We start from the raw sequence: 20,043 nt of genomic DNA on the forward strand, positions 1-20,043 counted from the left end.
GCGAACGACCATGCACGTCACGCATCTGTCGCTGGCCGACTTCCGCTCGTACGCCCGGGTCGAGGTCCCGCTCGACCCGGGCGTCACCGCTTTCGTCGGCCCGAACGGGCAGGGCAAGACGAACCTCGTCGAAGCCGTCGGCTATCTGGCGACTCTTGGCAGCCACCGCGTCTCATCGGACGCCCCGCTCGTCCGCATGGGAGCCGAGCGCGCGATCATCCGGGCCGCCGTACGGCAGGGAGAGCGCCAGCAGCTCGTCGAACTGGAGCTCAACCCGGGCAAGGCCAACCGCGCCCGGATCAACAGATCGTCGCAGGTCAGACCGCGTGACGTGCTGGGCATCGTACGGACCGTGCTGTTCGCGCCCGAGGACCTTGCGCTCGTCAAGGGCGATCCCGGAGAGCGCCGGCGCTTCCTCGACGAGCTGATCACCGCGCGCGCCCCGCGCATGGCCGGGGTGCGCTCCGACTACGACCGCGTCCTGAAGCAGCGCAACACCCTCCTCAAGACGGCCGCGCTCGCCCGCAGGCACGGCGGCCGCTCCATGGACCTGTCCACACTCGACGTATGGGACCAGCACCTCGCGCGCGCGGGCGCCGAGCTGCTCGCCCAGCGGCTGGACCTCATAGCGGCGCTGCAGCCGCTGGCCGACAAGGCGTACGAGCAGCTGGCGCCCGGCGGCGGCCCGGTCGCGCTGGAGTACAAGCCGTCCGCGCCCGGTGAGGGCCACACGCGCGAAGAGCTGTACGAACAGCTGATGGCCGCGCTCGCCGAGGTGCGCAAACAGGAGATCGAGCGGGGCGTGACTTTGGTCGGCCCTCACCGCGACGATCTGCTGCTCAAACTCGGCCAGCTTCCCGCGAAGGGATACGCGAGTCACGGCGAGTCGTGGTCGTTCGCGCTGGCTCTGCGCCTGGCGTCATACGACCTGCTGCGGGCCGAAGGAGCTGAGCCGGTGCTCGTTCTCGACGATGTGTTCGCCGAGCTCGACGCCCGGCGCCGCGAACGGCTCGCGGAGCTCGTCGCCCCCGGCGAGCAGGTGCTGGTCACGGCCGCCGTAGACGACGACGTACCGGCCGTACTGACGGGCGCACGGTTCGTGGTGTCCGAGGGCACCGTGGAGCGGGTATGAGCGATATCACATCCGGCGGTACGGGCGGGGCCTCTGACGAGCGGCCCGCGGAGCCCGGCCCCAAGGTGCCCGAACCCAGCGGTGTGGACCTCGCCCGCGTCGCCCTCCGCGCGGCCAAGGAGCAGGCACGCGCGCGTGGCGCCGCCGCACAGCAGAAGAAACAGGCCAGAAGGGGCGGCCTGCGCTCCGGCGCGCGCGCCGACGGCCGCGACCCCATGGCGCTGGGCGCCGCCATCAACCGGCTGATCACCGAGCGCGGCTGGGAGACCCCGGCCGCCGTCGGCGGTGTCATGGGCCGCTGGCCGCAGATCGTCGGCCCCGACCTGGCCAGGCACTGCGTACCGCAGCGGTACGACGAGGACGAGCGCGTCCTGACGGTGGTCTGCGACTCCACGGCCTGGGCGACGCAGCTGCGGCTGCTGGCTCCGCAGCTGGTCGCGCGCCTGAACGAGGACCTCGGCCACGGCACCGTCAAGCTCATCAAGGTCCAGGGCCCCGGCGGTCCCGCCCGCCGCTTCGGCCCCCTGCGCGCCCCCGGAAGCACAGGCCCCGGCGACACATACGGCTGACCCCCGTCGAACGGTAGCGGGGGGTTGACACCTCGAAGCGCTGAGTGCCGCTGTGAGCCTCTTGGAGCCCCGCTCCGCATATGGGGAGTCGGCCGAGACCGGTTCAGGGCGGCACATGCGGACTCAGGTACCGGCAAACCCCCATCACTGTCGGCGCTACCGGTAGACTGGGTGACAATCCCGCCCCGCTTGCGGGGACCGAACGGGCAAAGCTGAGCAAGAGCTGAACAAGGCTTACCACCGCATCACGCCGCAGCCGCTCCGGCCGCCACCGGGAGCTTGGCTTGTGCTGTGCCAGAAAGGGCGCTTCGTGGCCGATTCCGGCAACCCCAACGAGAACATTCCGTCCACTGCCGCCGGCGCGTCCGGTGAGATGCCCGCGGGGGCGCCCAACGGGGCCCCCAGCGAGGCAGCCTCGTCGTACGACGCCAGCGCCATCACAGTCCTCGAGGGTCTGGACGCGGTCCGCAAGCGCCCCGGCATGTACATCGGCTCGACCGGTGAGCGCGGACTCCACCACCTCGTGTACGAGGTCGTCGACAACTCGGTCGACGAGGCCCTGGCCGGGCACGCGGACACGATCGACGTGACGATCCTCGCCGACGGTGGTGTGCGCGTCGTCGACAACGGCCGTGGCATCCCCGTGGGCATCGTCCCCTCCGAGGGCAAGCCGGCCCTCGAGGTCGTGCTGACCGTGCTGCACGCGGGCGGCAAGTTCGGCGGCGGCGGCTACGCGGTCTCCGGTGGTCTGCACGGTGTCGGCGTCTCCGTCGTGAACGCCCTGTCGAGCAAGGTCTCCGTCGAGGTCAAGACCGACGGCTACCGCTGGACGCAGGAATACAAGATGGGCGTCCCGACGGCCCCGCTCGACAAGCACGAGGCGACGGACGAGACTGGCACGTCGGTGACCTTCTGGGCCGACCCGGACATCTTCGAGACCACCGAGTACTCCTTCGAGACGCTCTCGCGGCGCTTCCAGGAGATGGCGTTCCTCAACAAGGGTTTGACGATCAAACTCACCGACGAGCGTGAGTCGGCGAAGGCCACATCCGGGGCGGACGAAGCGGGCGCGGACGAGACCGCCGAGGTCAAGACCGTCACGTACCACTACGACGGCGGCATCGTCGACTTCGTGAAGTACCTCAACTCCCGCAAGGGCGACGCGGTGCACCCCTCAGTCATCGACCTCGAGGCCGAGGACAAGGACAAGAGCCTGTCCCTCGAAGTCGCGATGCAGTGGAACAGCGGTTACAGCGAGGGCGTGTACTCCTTCGCCAACATCATCCACACGCACGAGGGCGGTACGCACGAAGAGGGCTTCCGCGCAGCGCTCACCAACCTGATCAACAAGTACGCGCGCGACAAGAAGCTGCTGCGCGAGAAGGACGACAACCTCACCGGTGACGACATCCGTGAGGGTCTGACCGCGATCATCTCGGTGAAGCTCAGCGAGCCGCAGTTCGAGGGCCAGACCAAGACCAAGCTGGGCAACACCGAGGCGAAGACCTTCGTCCAGAAGGCCGTCTACGAGCACCTCAACGACTGGCTTGACCGCAACCCCAACGAGGCAGCGGACATCATCCGCAAGGGCATCCAGGCGGCCACCGCGCGCGTGGCGGCCCGCAAGGCCCGCGACCTGACCCGTCGCAAGGGCCTGCTGGAGTCGGCGTCCCTGCCGGGCAAGCTCAGCGACTGCCAGTCGAACGACCCCACCAAGTGCGAGATCTTCATCGTCGAGGGTGACTCCGCCGGCGGCTCGGCCAAGTCCGGCCGGAACCCCGAGGTTCAGGCCATCCTGCCCATCCGAGGCAAGATCCTGAACGTCGAGAAGGCGCGGATCGACAAGATCCTGCAGAACCAGGAGATCCAGGCGCTGATCTCGGCCTTCGGCACCGGAGTCCACGAGGACTTCGATATCGAGAAGCTCCGCTATCACAAGATCATCCTGATGGCGGACGCCGACGTCGACGGCCAGCACATCAACACGCTGCTGCTGACCTTCCTGTTCCGCTTCATGCGCCCGCTGGTCGAGGCCGGTCACGTCTTCCTGTCGCGCCCCCCGCTGTACAAGATCAAGTGGGGCCGGGACGACTTCGAGTACGCGTACTCGGACCGCGAGCGCGACGCGCTGATCGAACTCGGCCGCCAGAACGGCAAGCGCATCAGGGACGACTCGGTCCAGCGCTTCAAGGGCCTCGGCGAGATGAACGCGGAGGAGCTGCGCATCACCACGATGGACCAGGAGCACCGCGTCCTCGGCCAGGTCACGCTCGACGACGCCGCCCAGGCCGACGACCTGTTCTCGGTCCTCATGGGTGAGGACGTCGAGGCGCGCCGCCAGTTCATCCAGCGCAACGCCAAGGACGTCCGCTTCCTCGACATCTGAGTCGGTCACGGCTGACCGCACCAGGAAGGATCTTCACCCGCAATGGCCGACGAGAACATTCCGAACATCCCCGAGGACGAGGGTCAGACGCTCCGCGTCGAGCCCGTCGGGCTCGAGACCGAGATGCAGCGCTCGTATCTCGACTACGCGATGTCCGTCATCGTGTCGCGCGCGCTGCCCGACGTACGGGACGGCCTGAAGCCCGTCCACCGCCGCGTGCTGTACGCCATGTACGACGGTGGGTACCGGCCCGAGCGGGGCTTCTACAAGTGCGCCCGCGTCGTCGGCGACGTCATGGGCAACTACCACCCGCACGGCGACTCCTCGATCTACGACGCGCTGGTCCGCCTCGCGCAGCCGTGGTCGATGCGGATGCCGCTGGTGGACTCCAACGGCAACTTCGGCTCCCCGGGCAACGACCCCGCGGCCGCCATGCGCTACACCGAGTGCAAGATGGCGCCGCTGTCCATGGAGATGGTCCGCGACATCGACGAGGAGACCGTCGACTTCACGGACAACTACGACGGCCGCTCCCAGGAGCCCACCGTCCTGCCGTCCCGCTTCCCGAACCTGCTGATCAACGGCTCCGCCGGTATCGCGGTCGGCATGGCGACCAACATCCCGCCGCACAACCTGCGCGAGGTCGCGGCCGGCGCCCAGTGGTACCTGGAGAACCCGGAGGCCTCGCACGAGGAGCTCCTGGACGCGCTGATCGAGCGGATCAAGGGCCCGGACTTCCCGACCGGCGCCCTCGTCGTCGGCCGCAAGGGCATCGAGGAGGCGTACCGCACCGGTCGCGGCTCCATCACGATGCGCGCGGTCGTCGAGGTCGAGGAGATCCAGAACCGCCAGTGCCTGGTGGTCACGGAACTGCCGTACCAGGTCAACCCGGACAACCTGGCGCAGAAGATCGCCGATCTCGTCAAGGACGGCAGGATCGGCGGTATCGCCGACGTCCGCGACGAGACGAGCTCCCGCACCGGCCAGCGCCTGGTGATCGTGCTGAAGCGCGACGCGGTCGCCAAGGTCGTCCTGAACAACCTCTACAAGCACACCGACCTGCAGACGAACTTCGGCGCCAACATGCTGGCGCTCGTCGACGGCGTGCCGCGCACCCTCTCGCTGGACGCGTTCATCCGCCACTGGGTGACGCACCAGATCGAGGTCATCGTCCGGCGCACCCGGTTCCGGCTGCGCAAGGCCGAGGAGCGCGCCCACATCCTGCGCGGTCTGCTCAAGGCGCTCGACGCGATCGACGAGGTCATCGCCCTCATCCGGGCCAGCGACACCGTCGAGACCGCGCGCACGGGCCTGATGGGCCTGCTGGAGATCGACGAGATCCAGGCCAACGCCATCCTCGAGATGCAGCTTCGCCGGCTGGCCGCCCTGGAGCGCCAGAAGCTCCTGCAGGAGCACGACGAGCTCCAGGCGAAGATCAACGAGTACAACGCGATCCTCGCGTCGCCGGTCCGCCAGCGCGGCATCGTCAGCGAGGAACTCGCCGCGATCGTCGAGAAGTACGGCGACGACCGCCGCTCCAAGCTGATCCCCTTCGACGGCGACATGTCCATCGAGGACCTGATCGCCGAGGAGGACATCGTCGTCACGGTCACTCGCGGCGGCTACGTCAAGCGCACCAAGACCGACGACTACCGCGCGCAGAAGCGCGGTGGCAAGGGCGTCCGCGGCGCGAAGCTCAAGGAAGACGACATCGTCGACCACTTCTTCGTGTCGACCACGCACCACTGGCTGCTGTTCTTCACCAACAAGGGCCGCGTCTACCGCGCCAAGGCGTACGAACTGCCGGACGCCGGACGGGACGCGCGCGGCCAGCACGTCGCGAACCTGCTGGCCTTCCAGCCGGACGAGGCGATCGCGCAGATCCTCGCCATCCGGGACTACGAGGCGACGCCGTACCTGGTCCTCGCCACCAAGGGCGGCCTGGTCAAGAAGACCGCCCTCAAGGACTACGACTCCCCGCGCTCGGGCGGCGTCATCGCCATCAACCTCCGTGAGAAGGAGGACGGCTCGGACGACGAGCTCATCGGCGCCGAACTGGTGTCGGCGGATGACGATCTGCTGCTCATCAGCAAGAAGGCCCAGTCCATCAGGTTCACCGCAACGGACGACACGCTGCGCCCGATGGGCCGCGCCACGTCGGGCGTGAAGGGCATGAGCTTCCGCGGGGGCGACGAACTGCTCTCGATGAATGTTGTCCGTCCCGGTACGTTCGTGTTCACTGCCACTGATGGCGGGTACGCGAAGCGGACCGCCGTCGACGATTACCGCGTCCAGGGCCGCGGCGGCCTCGGTATCAAGGCCGCCAAGATCGTGGAGGACCGCGGTTCGCTCGTCGGAGCGCTGGTGGTCGAGGACAGCGACGAGATCCTCGCCATCACGCTGGGCGGCGGCGTGATTCGTACGCGAGTCAATGAGGTCAGGGAGACGGGCCGTGACACCATGGGCGTCCAACTGATCAACCTGGGCAAGCGCGATGCCGTGGTCGGCATCGCACGTAACGCCGAGGCCGGTCGTGAGGCCGAGGAGGTCGACGGCGTGGAGGTCGTCGGCGAATCGGCCGGTGACGCGACCGCCGCCGGCACGGACGAGGGCACGGAGTCCACGGCCGAGTAGCACGAGGAGTGAGCCAGCGTGAGCGGAGCCACGGGCGCCGGAACGAACGGAACCGGAGCGGACGGCGTTCGTGGCCCCGCCACCGACTCGGCGGACTCCCATGACTCTCATGGATCCCAGGGGGGAACTGTGACGGATACCCGAGGACCGGGGACTCAGCAGTACGACGGATACGCTCCCGGCCCGGACGGGGCGGCAGGCCAGGCCCAGGCCCAGGCCGGCGGCACGGCGGGTCCGCTACCCGGGGAGCAGGGACCCCATCAGTCTCCTCAGTCCCACCAGCCCAGCCAGCAGCCTGCTCAGCCGTACCATCCGCCGCAGGCGTATCAGGGGCCCGCGCCTGCCCCGTCTCCCACGCCTGCCCCCGAGGCCGTCCGCAGGGCGCGCACGGGGGCGCGGACGATGCCGCGTACGCGCAAGGCACGGCTGCGGGTGGCCAAGGCCGACCCGTGGTCCGTCATGAAGGTGAGCTTCATGCTCTCCATCGCGCTGGGCGTCTGCACAATCGTTGCTGCGGCGGTGCTGTGGATGGTCATGGACGCCATGGGCGTCTTCTCCACGGTGGGCGGGACGATCGCCGAGGCGACGGGCTCCAACGAGTCCAACGGCTTCGACCTGCAGTCGTTCCTGTCGCTGCCGAACGTCCTGATGTTCACGTCGATCATCGCGGTGATCGACGTCGTCCTCGCCACGGCGCTGGCGACGCTCGGCGCCTTCATCTACAACCTCTCCGCGGGCTTCGTGGGCGGTGTCGAGCTGACCCTCGCCGAGGACGAGTAAGGCCTCCCGATTACCGATTTTGGGACTGGCCGCGTCGTGCGCTAATCTTCAGAGGTCAGCGCGCAGCGCGACGGGGCTATAGCTCAGACGGTTAGAGCGCTTCCCTGATAAGGAAGAGGCCACAGGTTCAAGTCCTGTTAGCCCCACCACCGATAAGACCCTCAGTCGATCCCGACTGGGGGTCTTTGACGTTCGTCGTCCTCTTGTCGTCTGCGTCCTCTTGTCGTCTGCCGTGCGGCTTTGCTTCGGGCCTCTGCCCCTGCCTCGGACCGCGGGACGATGCTTCTGCTTGTCGCGTTCTACGGGGCGTGGGCGAAAGGCGGGGAACCGGCGGAGATCGAGCGTCACGCCGGGGCTCTGTTGCTGGAGCGCTTCAGGTCTTGGGGACTGCTGTGCTGCGTGAGCAGCTCGTGGAGACTGCCCTGTGGAGTGAGCTGCGTTGATACGTGATGCATGAGCTGCGCTGATACGTGATGCATGAGCTTCTGTGATGCGGGACTGCGGTGGTGCGGGAACTTCTGTTTCCTGCGATCCGGCTGTGTCTGCGCGGGGCTTCAGAGGGCGGGGACTTCCGCCACATCGGCTTTGCCTGTCATGGCGGCGGTTGCGGTGGCGTCGGCGGCCGGCAGGCGGCGGCAGGTGGGGGATGAGCCGTGGGCCTCGGCGTGGATGCGCTGCTTCATCGTGGGCGGCAGGGACCCGACGTACGGAGGCCTCCAGTGGACCGCGCGGGGCGCCGGTACCGTCGCGTCCGCCGTGCCGTTGCAGGATTCCGCCGGCTGCTGTACGGCGGCGGCCGCGGTGGCCGTCGTGGCGAAACCGAGAGCGGCGAGCACCGCGAGGACGGCGGAAAGCAGGACGGTCCACAGCTTGATGACCTTGTTGGCGGCCATGATCTCTCCCATTCGGGTCGGGCGATTTGCGTACTTTCCTCATGATGTGTATGACGGGCGGAGAGTGGTGGACCGACGCCCATGGCGCATCGATCTTCGGATGAACACCACCCGGATGGGCGCAGATGGGCAGAAAAGCCCTCAAGTGCGGCGAAAGTCTCGGCATGCACGGGGTGGCCGGCGGGATTCCGTCCGGTTCGACTGCTGGATCCGGGGCGGCAGTTGAGGGCCGACGCAGGTCACCGATCGATATCGATCGGTGTGTATAGTCGGGCGCCAGAGGTCCCCTACGTCAAGGAAAGACGAGGTCGCGCGGTGAAGAAGCTTCTCCTGGTCGCACTGGCCGCCATCGGCGGACTCCTCGTGTACCGCCAGATCCAGGCGGATCGCGCCGAGCAGGATCTGTGGACGGAGGCGACTGACTCCGTGCCCACGGGTTCGTGAGTATCCCTGGCAGTCTCTTCACGGGCCCCGGTCGCATGGTGACCGGGGCTTTGTGCTGCCGGGTTCGGCCGATTCTCTTCACTTGAGTAAATTTTTTGCTTGCTGATGCAAAGTGTGACGAGGGGTGGCGCGTGATGATCGCGAGCCGGTACTACCGCAGGTCGTGGGCCGCTGTGGGAGCTGCGCTGGCTGTCCTGGGCTCGCTCTGCGTATCCGCCGTACTCTCTGGGGCGCCGGCCTCGGCGGCTACCGGCACACCGCGCTCGTATGCCTTCGACGATGACGCGGCACGGGTCGAAGGCGCCACCAGCAACACAGATGCCGAAAAGCTGAAGGCAGGCTCCACGTACAGGAGCCCCCTTCCGCGCGACGACGTCAAGTTGTACTACCGCCTCCAACTCGACGCCACGTCCAACGCATACGTCTCCGTCACCGTCGTGCCGAAGCCGGCAGAGCAGGTCATGTACGCGGACGGCATCAAGGTCACCGTGCAGGACGGCGACGGCCGCACGTGCTCGTACAGCGAGGAGCACTTCGGCGCGGCCGAGAGTGCGCGGCCCATCGCCGCCTGGGCCTCGCGGACCATCGGACCCACCGAGTCGTACTGCCAGGAGGCCGGTACGTACTACGTGGTCGTCGAGCGAACCGGCACCTCCCAGTCGACCCCGGAGGACTGGGACCTCGAGCTCCAGTACGTGTCCGAGCCGGCCCTGAAGCAGAGCGGTTCGACGGTGCCGCCCGAGGCCTGGGACTCCGCGTCGCCGGGGCCGCTCGACGGCGAGCCGAAGCAGCGCAAGGGGGGAGCCGGCTTCAGTGAGGCGCGCGGGCTGACGCAGGGCGTGTGGAAGGACGACATCGAGGCAGGGGAGACGCTCTTCTACCGCGTGCCCGTGGACTGGGGGCAGCAGCTCTTCGTCACCGCCGAGCTGGGCAGCGCGCGCGAGGGCAACGGATACGTGGGCAACGCCCTGGTCACGGCCCTGTACAACCCGGTGCGCGGCTTTGTCGTCGACACCAGCACCGGATACGACGGCGAGCAGAAGTCGGAAGCCCTGGACCCGCTGCCCCCGGTCGCCTACAAGAACCGCTATGACAGCGACGACAGGGCGAGCGGGATGCGGTTCGCCGGCTGGTACTACCTCGCGGTCCACCTCAACCCCGCGATCGCAGACGAGTTCGGTGAGGGGCCCTACGGGCTGACGCTGCGCGTGACGGTACGAGGGGCGGCGCAGGCCGGACCCGAGTACGACGGGTCCCCACAGCCCGCCGACGCCTTCAGCGTCACGGACGGGGACAAGGACGCGGCGGCGAGCGGGGAGACGGAGGCCGAGGTCGCACGCGGCGACACCATGAAGCTGGTCGCTGCCTGCAGTTTCGGCACGGGAGCCGCGCTGGTGCTGTTCCTCGGCGCCTGGACGGTGGTGGCGCGACGACGGGCGGCCGGGGTCTCCCGGGAGTACGGGACGCCCTGAGGATCCGGCGGCTCGAGCTGGTTCCGGGTCAGATCTGCGTCAGCGCCCAGATGCCCACGGCAAAGCAGACCAGCGCGACCGCCAGCACCGGGATCGTCACCTTGGCGGGCGGGCCCGGCCGCCGGTCGGGGTTCCGGGGCGGCGCGTACGGCAGCTGAGCGGCTCCCGGAGCGATCACCGGGGCTGTTCCGGGGGTGGTCCCAGAGGCGGTTCCGGGGGCGGTCCCCGGGACGTGCAGGTCCGCAGGGCCCGGCTGGAGCGGCTGTGGGGGCTGGTACCCGTGAACTGGGGCCTGTGGCACCTGAGCCGTGTACGGACGCGTGGGCGCGGTATCCGGCTGGACCGCGGCTGTCGCGGCCTGCGAGAGATCGACGGAAGCCGTCGGCGGTGCTGACAGGCCTGGCAGAGGGCTCGACGGCGGCACCGGGCTCCCCTCCGGTGGTGGAGCGAGGTGGAAGCTGCCCGTCCCCGACATCGAGGGATGGCGCGGTGTCGAAGCATGCTGCGGCATCGAGGGATCAGCGCCAGCCGGAGCTTCGGCGGGGGCGAAAGCCTCGGTCTGCTCCGACCGGGGCGACGTCGTGACGGGCCCGTCGGCGCCGAATCCCCCGGGGAGCGGCCCGAGTTGGTCGAAGACCTCGACCAGCTCGTCGTCCGGCCCCGGCTCGGGCAGCATCTCGGCGGCAGAGGCCAGCGCCTTGCGCGCCCCCGTCGCCGTACGGAACCGCGCCTGCGGATCCGGCTGCAGCAACGTCGCGACGACCTGCCAGAGAGGCTCGGGGATGCCCTGCGGCGCGCCTGGCGTGCCCTGAGCCGTGAAGCGCTCGACGAGCGCCTTCGCGTCCGGCTTGACGCCCTGCAGCAGATACAGGGCCACCAGGCCCACGGCATACAGATCGGCGGCGAAGTCCGGTTCCGCGCCCAGCATCTGCTCGGGCGCGAAGTAACCCGGCGTCCCCACCACGAAGTCCGTCTCGGTGAGCCGCGGCTCGCGCTTGCGCATCGAGATGCCGAAGTCCGACAGCCGCAGATGCGGCCGCTTGGTGCCGGTCGCCTCGAGCAGGATGTTGGCGGGCTTGATGTCGCGGTGCACGACCCCCTCGGCGTGCACCGCGACGAGACCCGACAGCAACTGGTCGAGCAGAGTGCAGACATAGCCCGGCGGCAGCGGGCCGTAGTCGCCGATCAGATGCGCCAGCGAGCCGCCGCCGACGAGGTCCATGGTGAACAGGACCTTGTCGTCGTCGGCGGCCCAGCTGAGGGGAGCGAGCACGTGGGGATGGTCGATCCGCAGCGCCTGCTCGCGTACGAAGCGCAGCAGCGTGTGCGCATCACTCTGCTGCAGGACCTTGGCGGCCACATAACGGCGCCGCCGATGGTCCCAGGCGCGCCAGACCGCCCCGACTCCCCCGCGTCCGATCGGGTCGGCCAGTTCGTACCGCCCGGCGAAGATCTCACCCATCGTCGTGCCCAGCTCCCGGTTCGGCGGTCCGGCGGCCCGGCCGCCGGCTCAGCTCTGATGCGCCTGGTAGTGGGCGACGGCGTCCGCCGTGCGGCCGGCGCCGTACACCCGCAGGAACTCTGCCAGCTCAGGATGGTCCTGGGCGAGCGTGTCGGCTGCCTCGATGATGTCGCCGGCGGCGGCGACCGACCGCAGCAGGGACTGGATCTCGCGGACGACACGCTTGACCGTGGGCGCGCCCGAACTCGACGTCGTCTGCGAAGTGTTGGCGCTCAGCACGGAGCCTCCCTGCGACTTTTTGATCTCGTCCATGCGCTCGGTCGCCTCGGCGGCGCTCACGCTGCCGTCCGCGACCTGGCCGGCCAGCTCCTGCAGCAGCTGGACGCGCTGGACCACCGCCGGATTGCCGATCTTGGCGCGCTGGCCGCTCATCAGCTGGGACAGCATGGGTGCGGAAAGACCGAGCACCCCGGCGAGCCGCGCCTGGTTGAGGCCCAAGTCGTCGATCAGCTTACGGAAGAGCGCCCCCAACGGCTCTCCGTACCAGTTCCGCTGCAGCTCCCGTGCTCTCGTGGTCGCTTCCTGCTGTGCGGCATCCATTGCGTCTCCCCATCGCTTCCCCAAGTACCGCGCGGTTCGCTGCTGCGAACCACGTCGAGCATCTTACGAAGAGGGATCGTGGACCGGGAGCCCCAATCCTTTTGCGAGATCCCCGGGGTTACCCGGTACTCTGGTCCCCGGTGCTTGCCGGGAGGTGGTTTCTGCCGGCGGACGCATCGTTTTCGGGGCCTTAGCTCAGTTGGTAGAGCGCTGTCTTTGCATGGCAGATGTCAGGGGTTCGACTCCCCTAGGCTCCACACGGACAACAGGCGACGCCGCCCGCGGACAGCGCGGGCGGCGTCGCCTTTGGTGTTCTGCATGCTTCTTCCGTGCCGGCCTCTGCCAGTGACTCTCGCGTGCTCTGCCGCGGCTTTTGTACGGAATCGACGACCGTTCCTTGATCGTCCTTTGCGCAAACCGCAGGCAAAGCGCCGGCCGAGCGCCATGTGAGCTGAGCGCCATGTGAGAGATGGCACAGGTCGAGCACGTGGAGGATCCGCGTGGCGGTTTCACGTGAAACGCCGTCGGGCGGGAGACCGGCTGGTCTCCCGCCCGACGGCGTTGGTGGCGCTCAGTCTCGCTCGTTGCGCTCGGCCGCCTCTGCCGCGGCCTGCTTCGCCTGGACGTCCGGATCGAGCTGGCTGCCGTCCACCGAGCTCAGCGCACCGCTGTCGGACACTTCGGTGGCAGCCGGCGGCTCGACCAGCCAGTCGGGGTTGGCCTGCTTGTCCCACCACTTCCAGGCGGCGAAGGCGCCCCCGGCGAGGGTGGCGAGCACGGCAAGCCCCTTGGCGAACCGCCCGGCCTTCGCTCGGCGCTCGTGCTTGCGGACCAGCTTCTGGATCTCCTTGGGGGAAACCTGGCCGCGCAGCGCGGCCAGCGCCGCCACACTGCGGGCGGTTGCCTCCTCGCGGACCGGGCCGGCCGCGGCGACGGCCTGCTCGATACGCGGCCTCGAATAGTCGGCGGCCTGGCGGGCTGCCCTGCGGGTCCGGACCGCGGCCTCATGAGCCGCGTAGTCGACCTTGGGTGGCACATGGGTGCGTGCCTGCTCCAGGCGCGGCGCAACATATGAGCCGTACTGGGCACGGGCCTGTTCCGCCGCTTGCTGTGCGGCGTGCGACACCTTCGGTGCGAGGCGTACACGTGCCTCGTGTGCGTAGTGCGCGGCCCGGTCCTTGGCCGTGTCGGCGTAGGGCGCCACCACTTCCGCGGCGTGCAACACGCTGTCCTTCGCCGAGCCGGTCGCGGCGCGCACGCTGTCGATGCGGGTCACGGGATCCTCCTCCTCGGTGGCGTACAGGTATTTCACCTTTCCACCCTTATCGGGATCATGCCTGTCGGAAAGCTCCGCGGCATGCGAGGGCGGGCATCCGGGTCATCAGCGTCATCAGCCATGACTCAGGGAAACTGCGAGCAATACGGGTGCAAGGGGAGCTTGTCGACGACAATGCCACGGATCCCGGCGCGACGCGCCCCTTTGGCTGCTGTGCGGCTGTTTTTCCCCGGTAAAGAGGTGCGGTCCGGCAGGCTGAAAGTGCCCGGCGAGGCACGGACCATCCGTGCGAAGACGGCAGAGACCATCCGTGCGAGGATCGGAGGGTCACAGAGGACAACGGAAGGCAGATCGTGGCTGAGCAGCTTTACGCCACCCTGAAGACCAACCACGGCGACATCGAGGTGCGGCTGCTGCCGAACCACGCGCCGAAGACGGTCAAGAACTTCGTCGAGCTCGCCCAGGGCGAGCGGGAGTGGGTCCACCCGCAGACCGGCAAGAAGTCCACCGACAGGCTCTACGACGGTACGGTCTTCCACCGGGTGATCAGCGGCTTCATGATCCAGGGCGGTGACCCGCTGGGCAACGGCACCGGCGGTCCTGGCTACCAGTTCGAGGACGAGTTCCACCCGGACCTCGCCTTCGACAAGCCCTACCTGCTGGCCATGGCCAACGCCGGTCCGGGCACCAACGGCTCGCAGTTCTTCGTTACCGTCGCGCCGACCGCCTGGCTGACCCGCAAGCACACCATCTTCGGCGAGGTCACCGACACGGCCAGCCAGAAGGTCGTGGACGCCATCGCCAACATCCAGACGAACCCGCGCACCGACCGCCCCGTCAACGACGTCGTCATCGAGTCGGTCGTCGTGGAGACCCGCCAGGGCTGAGCCCACGGGATCCCGCGGGCACGCCCGCATGGGACCTGCAGGGAACCAAACGCCCCGCCCGTCCGTAAGGATGGGCGGGGCGGTGCGTTGTGTACGGAGACGAGGGGAACCCCCATGGACCAGGCGCCAGGCAACCCGCAGGGCCCGCAGGACGCCCAGAGCCTGCCCGGCTGCTACCGGCACCCGGACCGGGAGACGGGCATTCGCTGCACCCGCTGCGAGCGCCCCATCTGCCCTGAGTGCATGCTCAATGCCTCGGTCGGATTCCAGTGCCCCGACTGCGTGCGTGAGGGCTCCGGCACGGGTCATGCCCCGGCCGCCAACCAGCCCCGCACCATCGCCGGCGGCACGATGGCCTCGGACCCGCGCCTGGTCACCAAGATCCTCGTCGGGATCAACCTCGCCGTCTTCGTGGTGCAGCTCTCGATCGGCGACCGGTTCACGGACAGCTTCGATCTGATCGGGCGCGCCTACGTCCCACTACTCGGATCACTCGAGGGCGTCGCGGACGGGCAGTGGTACCGGCTGGTGACAGCGATGTTCCTGCACGGCGGCGTCGTTCACATCGCCTTCAACATGCTCAGCCTCTGGTGGATCGGCGCGCCGCTTGAGGCCGCGCTGGGCCGCGCCCGCTATATCGCCCTGTATGTGGTCTCGGGGCTGGCGGGCAGCGCTCTGACCTATCTCCTCGCCGCCCCGAACCAGCCGTCGCTCGGCGCCTCCGGGGCCATCTTCGGGCTGTTCGGCGCGACCGCCGTTCTGATGCGGCGGCTCAACTACGACATGCGGCCGGTCATCGCGCTGCTGGTGATCAACCTGGTCTTCACGTTCACCTGGGCCAACATCGCCTGGGAGGCCCATGTGGGCGGACTCGTCGGCGGTGTCGTGGTCGGATACGCCATGGTGCACGCGCCCCGGGAGCGCCGAACGCTGATCCAGAGCGCGACCTGTGCGGTGGTGCTCGCCGTGTCGCTCGTGATGGTGCTGATGAGGACGGCGCAGCTCACTTGAGCCCCCGTTGTCCACAGCGTGTGGCTGATCCTGTGCATGCCGTGGGGAACGAGTGTGCCCCTTGTCGCTGACCTGGGTTTTCGCAGGAAGGACAAGGGGCCGAACAGGGATCCGAACAGTGGTGGGTCAGTCACACCGGCAGCAAAACCGGTGGGTTATCCACAGATCTTCTGACCTTTTCCCCACTGTGGACAGAGCTGTGGATAACTCAGTGGATAGCTGGGGGCAGAGCCTGGAGGTGAGCTATTTCCACTGGGTGGAGACGCCGAACCCCGCGGCGATGAAGCCGAAGCCGACGACAATGTTCCAGTTGCCCAGGGAGTCGATCGGCAGCGAGCCGTCGGTCACATAGAAGACGACGATCCAGGCGAGGCCGAGCACAAACAGCGCCAGCATCACCGGAGCCACCCAGCCGCGGCTGGTCAGCTTGATGTTCGCCGCCTGCTTCGACGGCGGCGGCGTGTAGTCGGCCTTCTTGCGGATACGTGACTTCGGCACGAGGGTCTCTCCTGTCGATGCGCTGCGTGGCCGCGCAGGGAACTGGGCTGGCCCTGGGGCAGCGTACAAGGGGAATCTGAGGGCTCCCCCGGGCGTCGGTTAGCGTAGTGCTTCCGTGGCGCCGTAAGGAGTAAGGGTACGTTGAGCAATTCTGCCGACTCCCCGGGGATCCAATCCAGTCCCGATCGTAAATCGCGGTGGCGACCTGTGCGGTTGCTCACGATTGCCGTCTTTGCTCTCGCCGGGCTGATCTTCTTCACGAGCTTCAACACGGCCAAGGGCACCAATATCCGTACCGACGCGTCGTTGCTGAGGCTCTCCGATCTCATCCAGGAGCGGAGCCACAGGAACGGCGAGCTCGACGAGTCGAACAGCGCGCTGCGTGAGGACGTCGAGTCGCTCGCCGAACGGGACGACGGCAGCACGAAGGCCGAGGACGCCAAGCTGGCGGCACTGGAGGAGAACGCCGGCACCAAAAAGCTCCGCGGCCAGGCCGTCTCCGTCACCCTCAACGACGCCTCGCCGAACGCCACCGCCAAGCTCCCCGGCTACCCGGAACCGCAGCCCAACGACCTCGTCATCCACCAGCAGGATCTGCAGGCCGTCGTCAACGCCCTGTGGCAGGGCGGCGCCAAGGGCATCAAGGTCATGGACCAGCGGCTGATCTCCACCAGCGCGGTGCGCTGCGTCGGCAACACCCTGATCCTCCAAGGCCGCGTCTACTCCCCGCCGTACAAGGTGACCGCGGTCGGCGACCCGGAGAAGCTGCAGGCGGCCCTCGCGGCCTCCCCCGAGATCCAGAACTACATGCTGTACGTCAATGCGTACGGGCTCGGGTGGAAAGTCGAGGAGGACGGGTCGGTGACTCTTCCCGGCTATTCGGGCACAGTGGATCTCCATTACGCGAAGCCTGTGGAGTAACGCCCGGGAGGCCGGCGGTGTCGCTGCGAGTGATCGTCAGGACGTTCAGCGAACTGTGCATCACCGTCGGCGCCCTGATCGTGCTCTTCGTCTGCTACACGCTGTTCTGGACCGGTGTGCAGGCCGACGGTGCCATGGACGACCAGATCGACCAGCTGCAGGACCGGTGGGCCCAGGGTTCACTCCCCTCCGCCGGGGGAAGCGGGACCGGCGAGGACAAGGGCACCGGCGCCACCCCGGAGAAGAACGGGGGTGAGTCCGCGCCCGCCGAGACGAAGAAGCCCGCGAAGAAGCCCGCTTCCTACAAGGACGGCAGACCCTTCGCCGTGATGTACATCCCCCGCCTTGGTTTCACGTGGAACAAGCCCGTGCTCGAAGGCACCAAGACCGACACCCTGAAAAAGGGCCTCGGCCACTACACCGGCACCGCTCAGCTCGGCCGGAAGGGCAACTTCGCCGTCGCCGGCCACCGCCGCACCTACGGCGACCCCTTCAAGGATTTCCCGAGGCTGCGCCCCGGCGATGCGGTGGTCCTGACCGACGGCAGGACGTGGTTCACGTACCGCATCGACACCAGGCCGTACAAGACGGTGCCCAGCGATATCGCCGTGATCGACCCCGTGCCGCGGAAGTCCGGATACGACCGTCCGGGGCGCTATCTCACGCTGACGACGTGTGAGCCGGAGTGGGGCCATAGCCACCGATTGATCGTCTGGGCCCATCTCGACGCCACTCAGCCTGTGGAGGCCGGGAAACCGAAGGCGTTGCGCCGTTAGGCTGGTGCCCGTACGGCGTGAGTCTGGTGCCGTGGTGCGACGGAAGGGACGGCATGTACGGCTGGATCTGGCGGCATCTGCCAGGAAACGCATGGGTGAGGGCACTGATTTCGCTGGTGCTGATCCTCGCTGTGGTCTACGTCCTCTTCCAGTACATCTTCCCCTGGGCCGAGCCTCTGCTCCCCTTCAACGATGTGACGGTGAACGGCCAGTGAGCGCGCGCATTCTCGTCGTCGACAACTATGACAGCTTCGTCTTCAACCTGGTCCAGTACCTGTACCAGCTGGGCGCCGAGTGCGAGGTCCGCCGCAACGACGAGGTCGCCACGTCCCATGCGCAGGACGGCTTCGACGGCGTGCTGCTCTCACCCGGCCCCGGGGCGCCCGAGCAGGCGGGCGTGTGCATCGACATGGTGCGCCACTGCGCCGTGACCGGTGTGCCCGTCTTCGGCGTCTGCCTCGGGCTGCAGTCGATGGCGGTGGCGTACGGCGGCGTCGTGGACCGCGCTCCGGAGCTGCTGCACGGCAAGACGTCCCTCGTCGAGCACGAGGGCAAGGGCGTCTTCGCCGGCCTGCCCTCGCCCTTCACCGCGACCCGCTACCACTCACTGGCCGCCGAGCCGTCCACGATCCCGGACGAGTTGGAGGTCACGGCCCGTACGCAGGACGGCATCATCATGGGCCTGCGCCACCGTGAACACCGGGTGGAGGGCGTGCAGTTCCATCCCGAGTCCGTGCTGACGGAGCATGGCCACCGGATGCTCGCCAACTGGCTGGTCGAGTGCGGAGACCCGGGTGCGATCGAGAGATCGGCCGGGCTCGCCCCGGTGGTGGGCAGGGCTACGGCGTGACCGCGCTGCGCCCCGAGCGCGAGGGTGCCCCGTACGGCGAGTACGACGAGTACGCGTACGGGGGCGCCGACGCGTTCCAGGGCGCCGAGGCCTTCGAGGCGGACGCGTTCGAGGCGGCCGTGGATCAGCTGGCCGACCCGCTGAGCGACCCGCTGCCGGGGCAGCACCCCCACTGGTACGGGACGCATGCTCCCTCTCAGCCTTCGTACGAGGAACAGCCGTCGTACGACGGACAAGCGGCCGCATACGGGCAGGAGCCGTACGCTGCCCAGCCCCATGCGCAGCCACACGAGCATCTCGCCCCGACTCCGCACGCGGAGGCCGCGCCTGCCTCTGCCGCCGGACCGGCCTTACCGCCGGCGGACGGCGTGCTTGCGGGCGCGGACGGCGCGACGGTGGGCCTGCGTATCCCGCACCCCCGTCCGATCCTCGACGACGAGACGGTGGGGCTGCGGACGGAGGACACGCGCAGGGCCGCGTCCTCGGCAGGAAGCGGCCCTGAACCGCGTTCCACAGCCCCCGTGGCTCCCGCAGAGGGCCGGGCAGCCCGCCGCCGCGCCGCCAGACGCGGCGGTGGAAGGCATTCGGCGGCTCCCCGGGCCGTCTCCCCGGAGGCGCCGGAGGAAGCGGCAGAGGCCGCGTCCAAGCCCCTCACCCGGCTCGAGGCGCGTCGCGCCGAGCGCGCCCGGAAGCCGAGTCCCGCCGTGCTGGCCAGCCGGGCGATAGGCGAGGTATTCATCACCACGGGTGTGCTGATGCTGCTCTTCGTCACGTACCAGCTGTGGTGGACGAACGTCCGCGCCCATCAGCAGACCGATGCGGCGGCTCACACGCTGCAGGACGACTGGGCGCAGGGGAAGCGGAACCCCGGAGCGTTCGAGCCGGGGCAGGGCTTCGCCATCATGCACATCCCCCAGCTGGACGTCGTCGTGCCGATCGCGGAGGGCATCGACAAGCAGAAGGTCCTCGACCACGGCATGGTCGGCCACTACGGCAAGGACAGCATCCAGACGGCGATGCCGGACGCCAAGACGGGCAACTTCGGTGTCGCGGGGCACCGCAACACGCACGGCGAGCCGTTCCGGTACATCAACCGCCTCAAGCCCGGCGACCCGATCGTGGTCGAGACCCAGGACGCGTACTACGTCTACAAGATGACGAGCATCCTCCCGCAGACCTCACCGAAGAACACGAGCGTCCTCGACCCGATCCCCAAGGGATCCGGTTTCACCAAGCCGGGCCGCTACATCACCCTCACCACCTGCACCCCGGAATTCACCAGTACCTACCGGATGATCGTCTGGGGCAAGATGGTCGAGGTACGGCCGCGCAGCAAGGGCAAGCCCGATGCGCTCGTCGAGTAGCCGAGGGGGCCGTGGCCGACGTACCACCAGCGACGCATGCGCAGCCGACCCATGTGCGGGCGAGGCATGTGCCGCAGCACACACACGA

Annotated in this window: 18 protein-coding genes and 2 tRNA genes; 15 read left to right on the forward strand and 5 right to left on the reverse strand. The window is 68.4% G+C overall.

Annotation, left to right across the window (positions count from 1 at the left end; all coding sequences use genetic code 11):
* Window positions 1–10: 10 nt before the first annotated feature.
* The 6 genes from recF to ABT009_RS09770 all read left to right on the forward strand — a co-directional run bounded on the left by recF (window position 11) and on the right by ABT009_RS09770 (window position 7,650).
* Window positions 11–1,132, forward strand: coding sequence for a DNA replication/repair protein RecF (recF, locus tag ABT009_RS09745; RefSeq protein ID WP_351291456.1), 1,122 nt, complete (start codon window positions 11–13; stop codon window positions 1,130–1,132).
* Window positions 1,129–1,701, forward strand: coding sequence for a DciA family protein (locus tag ABT009_RS09750; protein WP_351291458.1), 573 nt, complete (start codon window positions 1,129–1,131; stop codon window positions 1,699–1,701). The genes recF and ABT009_RS09750 overlap by 4 nt, the downstream gene beginning before the upstream one ends.
* A gap of 286 nt (window positions 1,702–1,987) precedes the next feature.
* Window positions 1,988–4,087: a DNA topoisomerase (ATP-hydrolyzing) subunit B gene (gene gyrB / locus ABT009_RS09755; protein ID WP_351291460.1), complete on the forward strand. Its 2,100-nt coding sequence runs from the start codon at window positions 1,988–1,990 to the stop codon at window positions 4,085–4,087.
* Window positions 4,088–4,129: 42 nt separating this feature from the next.
* Complete coding sequence (gyrA, locus tag ABT009_RS09760; RefSeq protein WP_351291462.1) at window positions 4,130–6,721, forward strand: DNA gyrase subunit A; 2,592 nt, start codon at window positions 4,130–4,132, stop codon at window positions 6,719–6,721.
* 18 nt (window positions 6,722–6,739) lie between these two features.
* Window positions 6,740–7,501 carry a DUF3566 domain-containing protein gene (locus ABT009_RS09765; RefSeq protein ID WP_351291464.1) on the forward strand — a complete coding sequence of 254 codons (762 nt, stop codon included), beginning with the start codon at window positions 6,740–6,742 and terminating at the stop codon, window positions 7,499–7,501.
* A gap of 72 nt (window positions 7,502–7,573) precedes the next feature.
* Window positions 7,574–7,650 (forward strand) — tRNA-Ile (locus ABT009_RS09770).
* Between the two features lie 405 nt (window positions 7,651–8,055).
* Here ABT009_RS09770 and ABT009_RS09775 read toward each other — a convergent pair.
* A complete protein-coding gene (locus ABT009_RS09775) occupies window positions 8,056–8,394 on the reverse strand; it encodes a DUF6344 domain-containing protein (protein WP_351291466.1) in 339 nt (112 codons plus the stop codon).
* 315 nt (window positions 8,395–8,709) lie between these two features.
* Between ABT009_RS09775 and ABT009_RS09780 the strand changes: the two genes are divergently transcribed.
* Window positions 8,710–8,838, forward strand: coding sequence for a DLW-39 family protein (locus ABT009_RS09780; RefSeq protein ID WP_003999697.1), 129 nt, complete (start codon window positions 8,710–8,712; stop codon window positions 8,836–8,838).
* A 134-nt stretch (window positions 8,839–8,972) separates the two neighbouring features.
* The gene (locus ABT009_RS09785; RefSeq protein ID WP_351292159.1) at window positions 8,973–10,310 is read left to right on the forward strand and encodes a hypothetical protein; all 1,338 of its coding nucleotides are present in this window, start codon (window positions 8,973–8,975) and stop codon (window positions 10,308–10,310) included.
* A gap of 28 nt (window positions 10,311–10,338) precedes the next feature.
* Here ABT009_RS09785 and ABT009_RS09790 read toward each other — a convergent pair whose 3' ends face one another.
* Both ABT009_RS09790 and ABT009_RS09795 read right to left on the reverse strand, forming a co-directional pair.
* Window positions 10,339–11,772 carry a serine/threonine-protein kinase gene (locus ABT009_RS09790; protein ID WP_351291468.1) on the reverse strand — a complete coding sequence of 478 codons (1,434 nt, stop codon included), beginning with the start codon at window positions 11,770–11,772 and terminating at the stop codon, window positions 10,339–10,341.
* A gap of 48 nt (window positions 11,773–11,820) precedes the next feature.
* Window positions 11,821–12,372, reverse strand: coding sequence for a DNA-binding protein (locus tag ABT009_RS09795; RefSeq protein ID WP_351291470.1), 552 nt, complete (start codon window positions 12,370–12,372; stop codon window positions 11,821–11,823).
* 184 nt (window positions 12,373–12,556) lie between these two features.
* Between ABT009_RS09795 and ABT009_RS09800 the strand changes: the two genes are divergently transcribed.
* Window positions 12,557–12,629 (forward strand) — tRNA-Ala (locus tag ABT009_RS09800).
* A 314-nt stretch (window positions 12,630–12,943) separates the two neighbouring features.
* On the opposite strand, the gene ABT009_RS09805 is transcribed toward ABT009_RS09800, so the two are convergent.
* The gene (locus tag ABT009_RS09805; RefSeq protein ID WP_351292161.1) at window positions 12,944–13,648 is read right to left on the reverse strand and encodes a DUF5324 family protein; all 705 of its coding nucleotides are present in this window, start codon (window positions 13,646–13,648) and stop codon (window positions 12,944–12,946) included.
* 353 nt (window positions 13,649–14,001) lie between these two features.
* On the opposite strand from ABT009_RS09805, the gene ABT009_RS09810 reads away from it, so the two are divergent.
* Both ABT009_RS09810 and ABT009_RS09815 read left to right on the forward strand, forming a co-directional pair.
* Window positions 14,002–14,535, forward strand: a complete 534-nt coding sequence (locus tag ABT009_RS09810) for a peptidylprolyl isomerase (protein ID WP_351291472.1) — start codon at window positions 14,002–14,004, stop codon at window positions 14,533–14,535.
* A gap of 114 nt (window positions 14,536–14,649) precedes the next feature.
* Complete coding sequence (locus tag ABT009_RS09815; protein WP_351291474.1) at window positions 14,650–15,546, forward strand: rhomboid family intramembrane serine protease; 897 nt, start codon at window positions 14,650–14,652, stop codon at window positions 15,544–15,546.
* Between the two features lie 243 nt (window positions 15,547–15,789).
* Here ABT009_RS09815 and crgA read toward each other — a convergent pair whose 3' ends face one another.
* On the reverse strand, window positions 15,790–16,044 hold the full coding sequence (gene crgA / locus ABT009_RS09820) for a cell division protein CrgA (RefSeq protein WP_351291476.1): 255 nt from the start codon (window positions 16,042–16,044) through the stop codon (window positions 15,790–15,792).
* 141 nt (window positions 16,045–16,185) lie between these two features.
* On the opposite strand from crgA, the gene ABT009_RS09825 reads away from it, so the two are divergent.
* The 4 genes from ABT009_RS09825 to ABT009_RS09840 all read left to right on the forward strand — a co-directional run bounded on the left by ABT009_RS09825 (window position 16,186) and on the right by ABT009_RS09840 (window position 19,955).
* Window positions 16,186–16,965, forward strand: coding sequence for a DUF881 domain-containing protein (locus ABT009_RS09825; protein ID WP_351291478.1), 780 nt, complete (start codon window positions 16,186–16,188; stop codon window positions 16,963–16,965).
* A gap of 23 nt (window positions 16,966–16,988) precedes the next feature.
* Window positions 16,989–17,741 carry a class E sortase gene (locus ABT009_RS09830; protein WP_351292163.1) on the forward strand — a complete coding sequence of 251 codons (753 nt, stop codon included), beginning with the start codon at window positions 16,989–16,991 and terminating at the stop codon, window positions 17,739–17,741.
* 211 nt (window positions 17,742–17,952) lie between these two features.
* Window positions 17,953–18,591 (forward strand): aminodeoxychorismate/anthranilate synthase component II, encoded by a 639-nt coding sequence (locus tag ABT009_RS09835; protein ID WP_351291480.1) that lies wholly within the window; start codon window positions 17,953–17,955, stop codon window positions 18,589–18,591.
* Window positions 18,588–19,955 carry a class E sortase gene (locus ABT009_RS09840; RefSeq protein WP_351291482.1) on the forward strand — a complete coding sequence of 456 codons (1,368 nt, stop codon included), beginning with the start codon at window positions 18,588–18,590 and terminating at the stop codon, window positions 19,953–19,955. The genes ABT009_RS09835 and ABT009_RS09840 overlap by 4 nt, the downstream gene beginning before the upstream one ends.
* The last annotated feature ends 88 nt before the right edge of the window (window positions 19,956–20,043 follow it).

The sequence above is a fragment of the Streptomyces sp. NPDC002896 genome, assembly GCF_040295225.1.
GTDB lineage: Bacteria > Actinomycetota > Actinomycetes > Streptomycetales > Streptomycetaceae > Streptomyces.

Excerpts from the sequence above, each read along its gene's own strand:
- ABT009_RS09795 (WP_351291470.1), bottom strand. The coding sequence starts at position 12,372 with ATGGATGCCGCACAGCAGGAAGCGACCACGAGAGCACGGGAGCTGCAG.
- recF (WP_351291456.1), top strand. The coding sequence starts at position 11 with ATGCACGTCACGCATCTGTCGCTGGCCGACTTCCGCTCGTACGCCCGG.
- ABT009_RS09815 (WP_351291474.1), top strand. The coding sequence starts at position 14,650 with ATGGACCAGGCGCCAGGCAACCCGCAGGGCCCGCAGGACGCCCAGAGC.
- gyrA (WP_351291462.1), top strand. The coding sequence starts at position 4,130 with ATGGCCGACGAGAACATTCCGAACATCCCCGAGGACGAGGGTCAGACG.
- ABT009_RS09750 (WP_351291458.1), top strand. The coding sequence starts at position 1,129 with ATGAGCGATATCACATCCGGCGGTACGGGCGGGGCCTCTGACGAGCGG.
- ABT009_RS09775 (WP_351291466.1), bottom strand. The coding sequence starts at position 8,394 with ATGGCCGCCAACAAGGTCATCAAGCTGTGGACCGTCCTGCTTTCCGCC.
- ABT009_RS09785 (WP_351292159.1), top strand. The coding sequence starts at position 8,973 with ATGATCGCGAGCCGGTACTACCGCAGGTCGTGGGCCGCTGTGGGAGCT.
- ABT009_RS09790 (WP_351291468.1), bottom strand. The coding sequence starts at position 11,772 with ATGGGTGAGATCTTCGCCGGGCGGTACGAACTGGCCGACCCGATCGGA.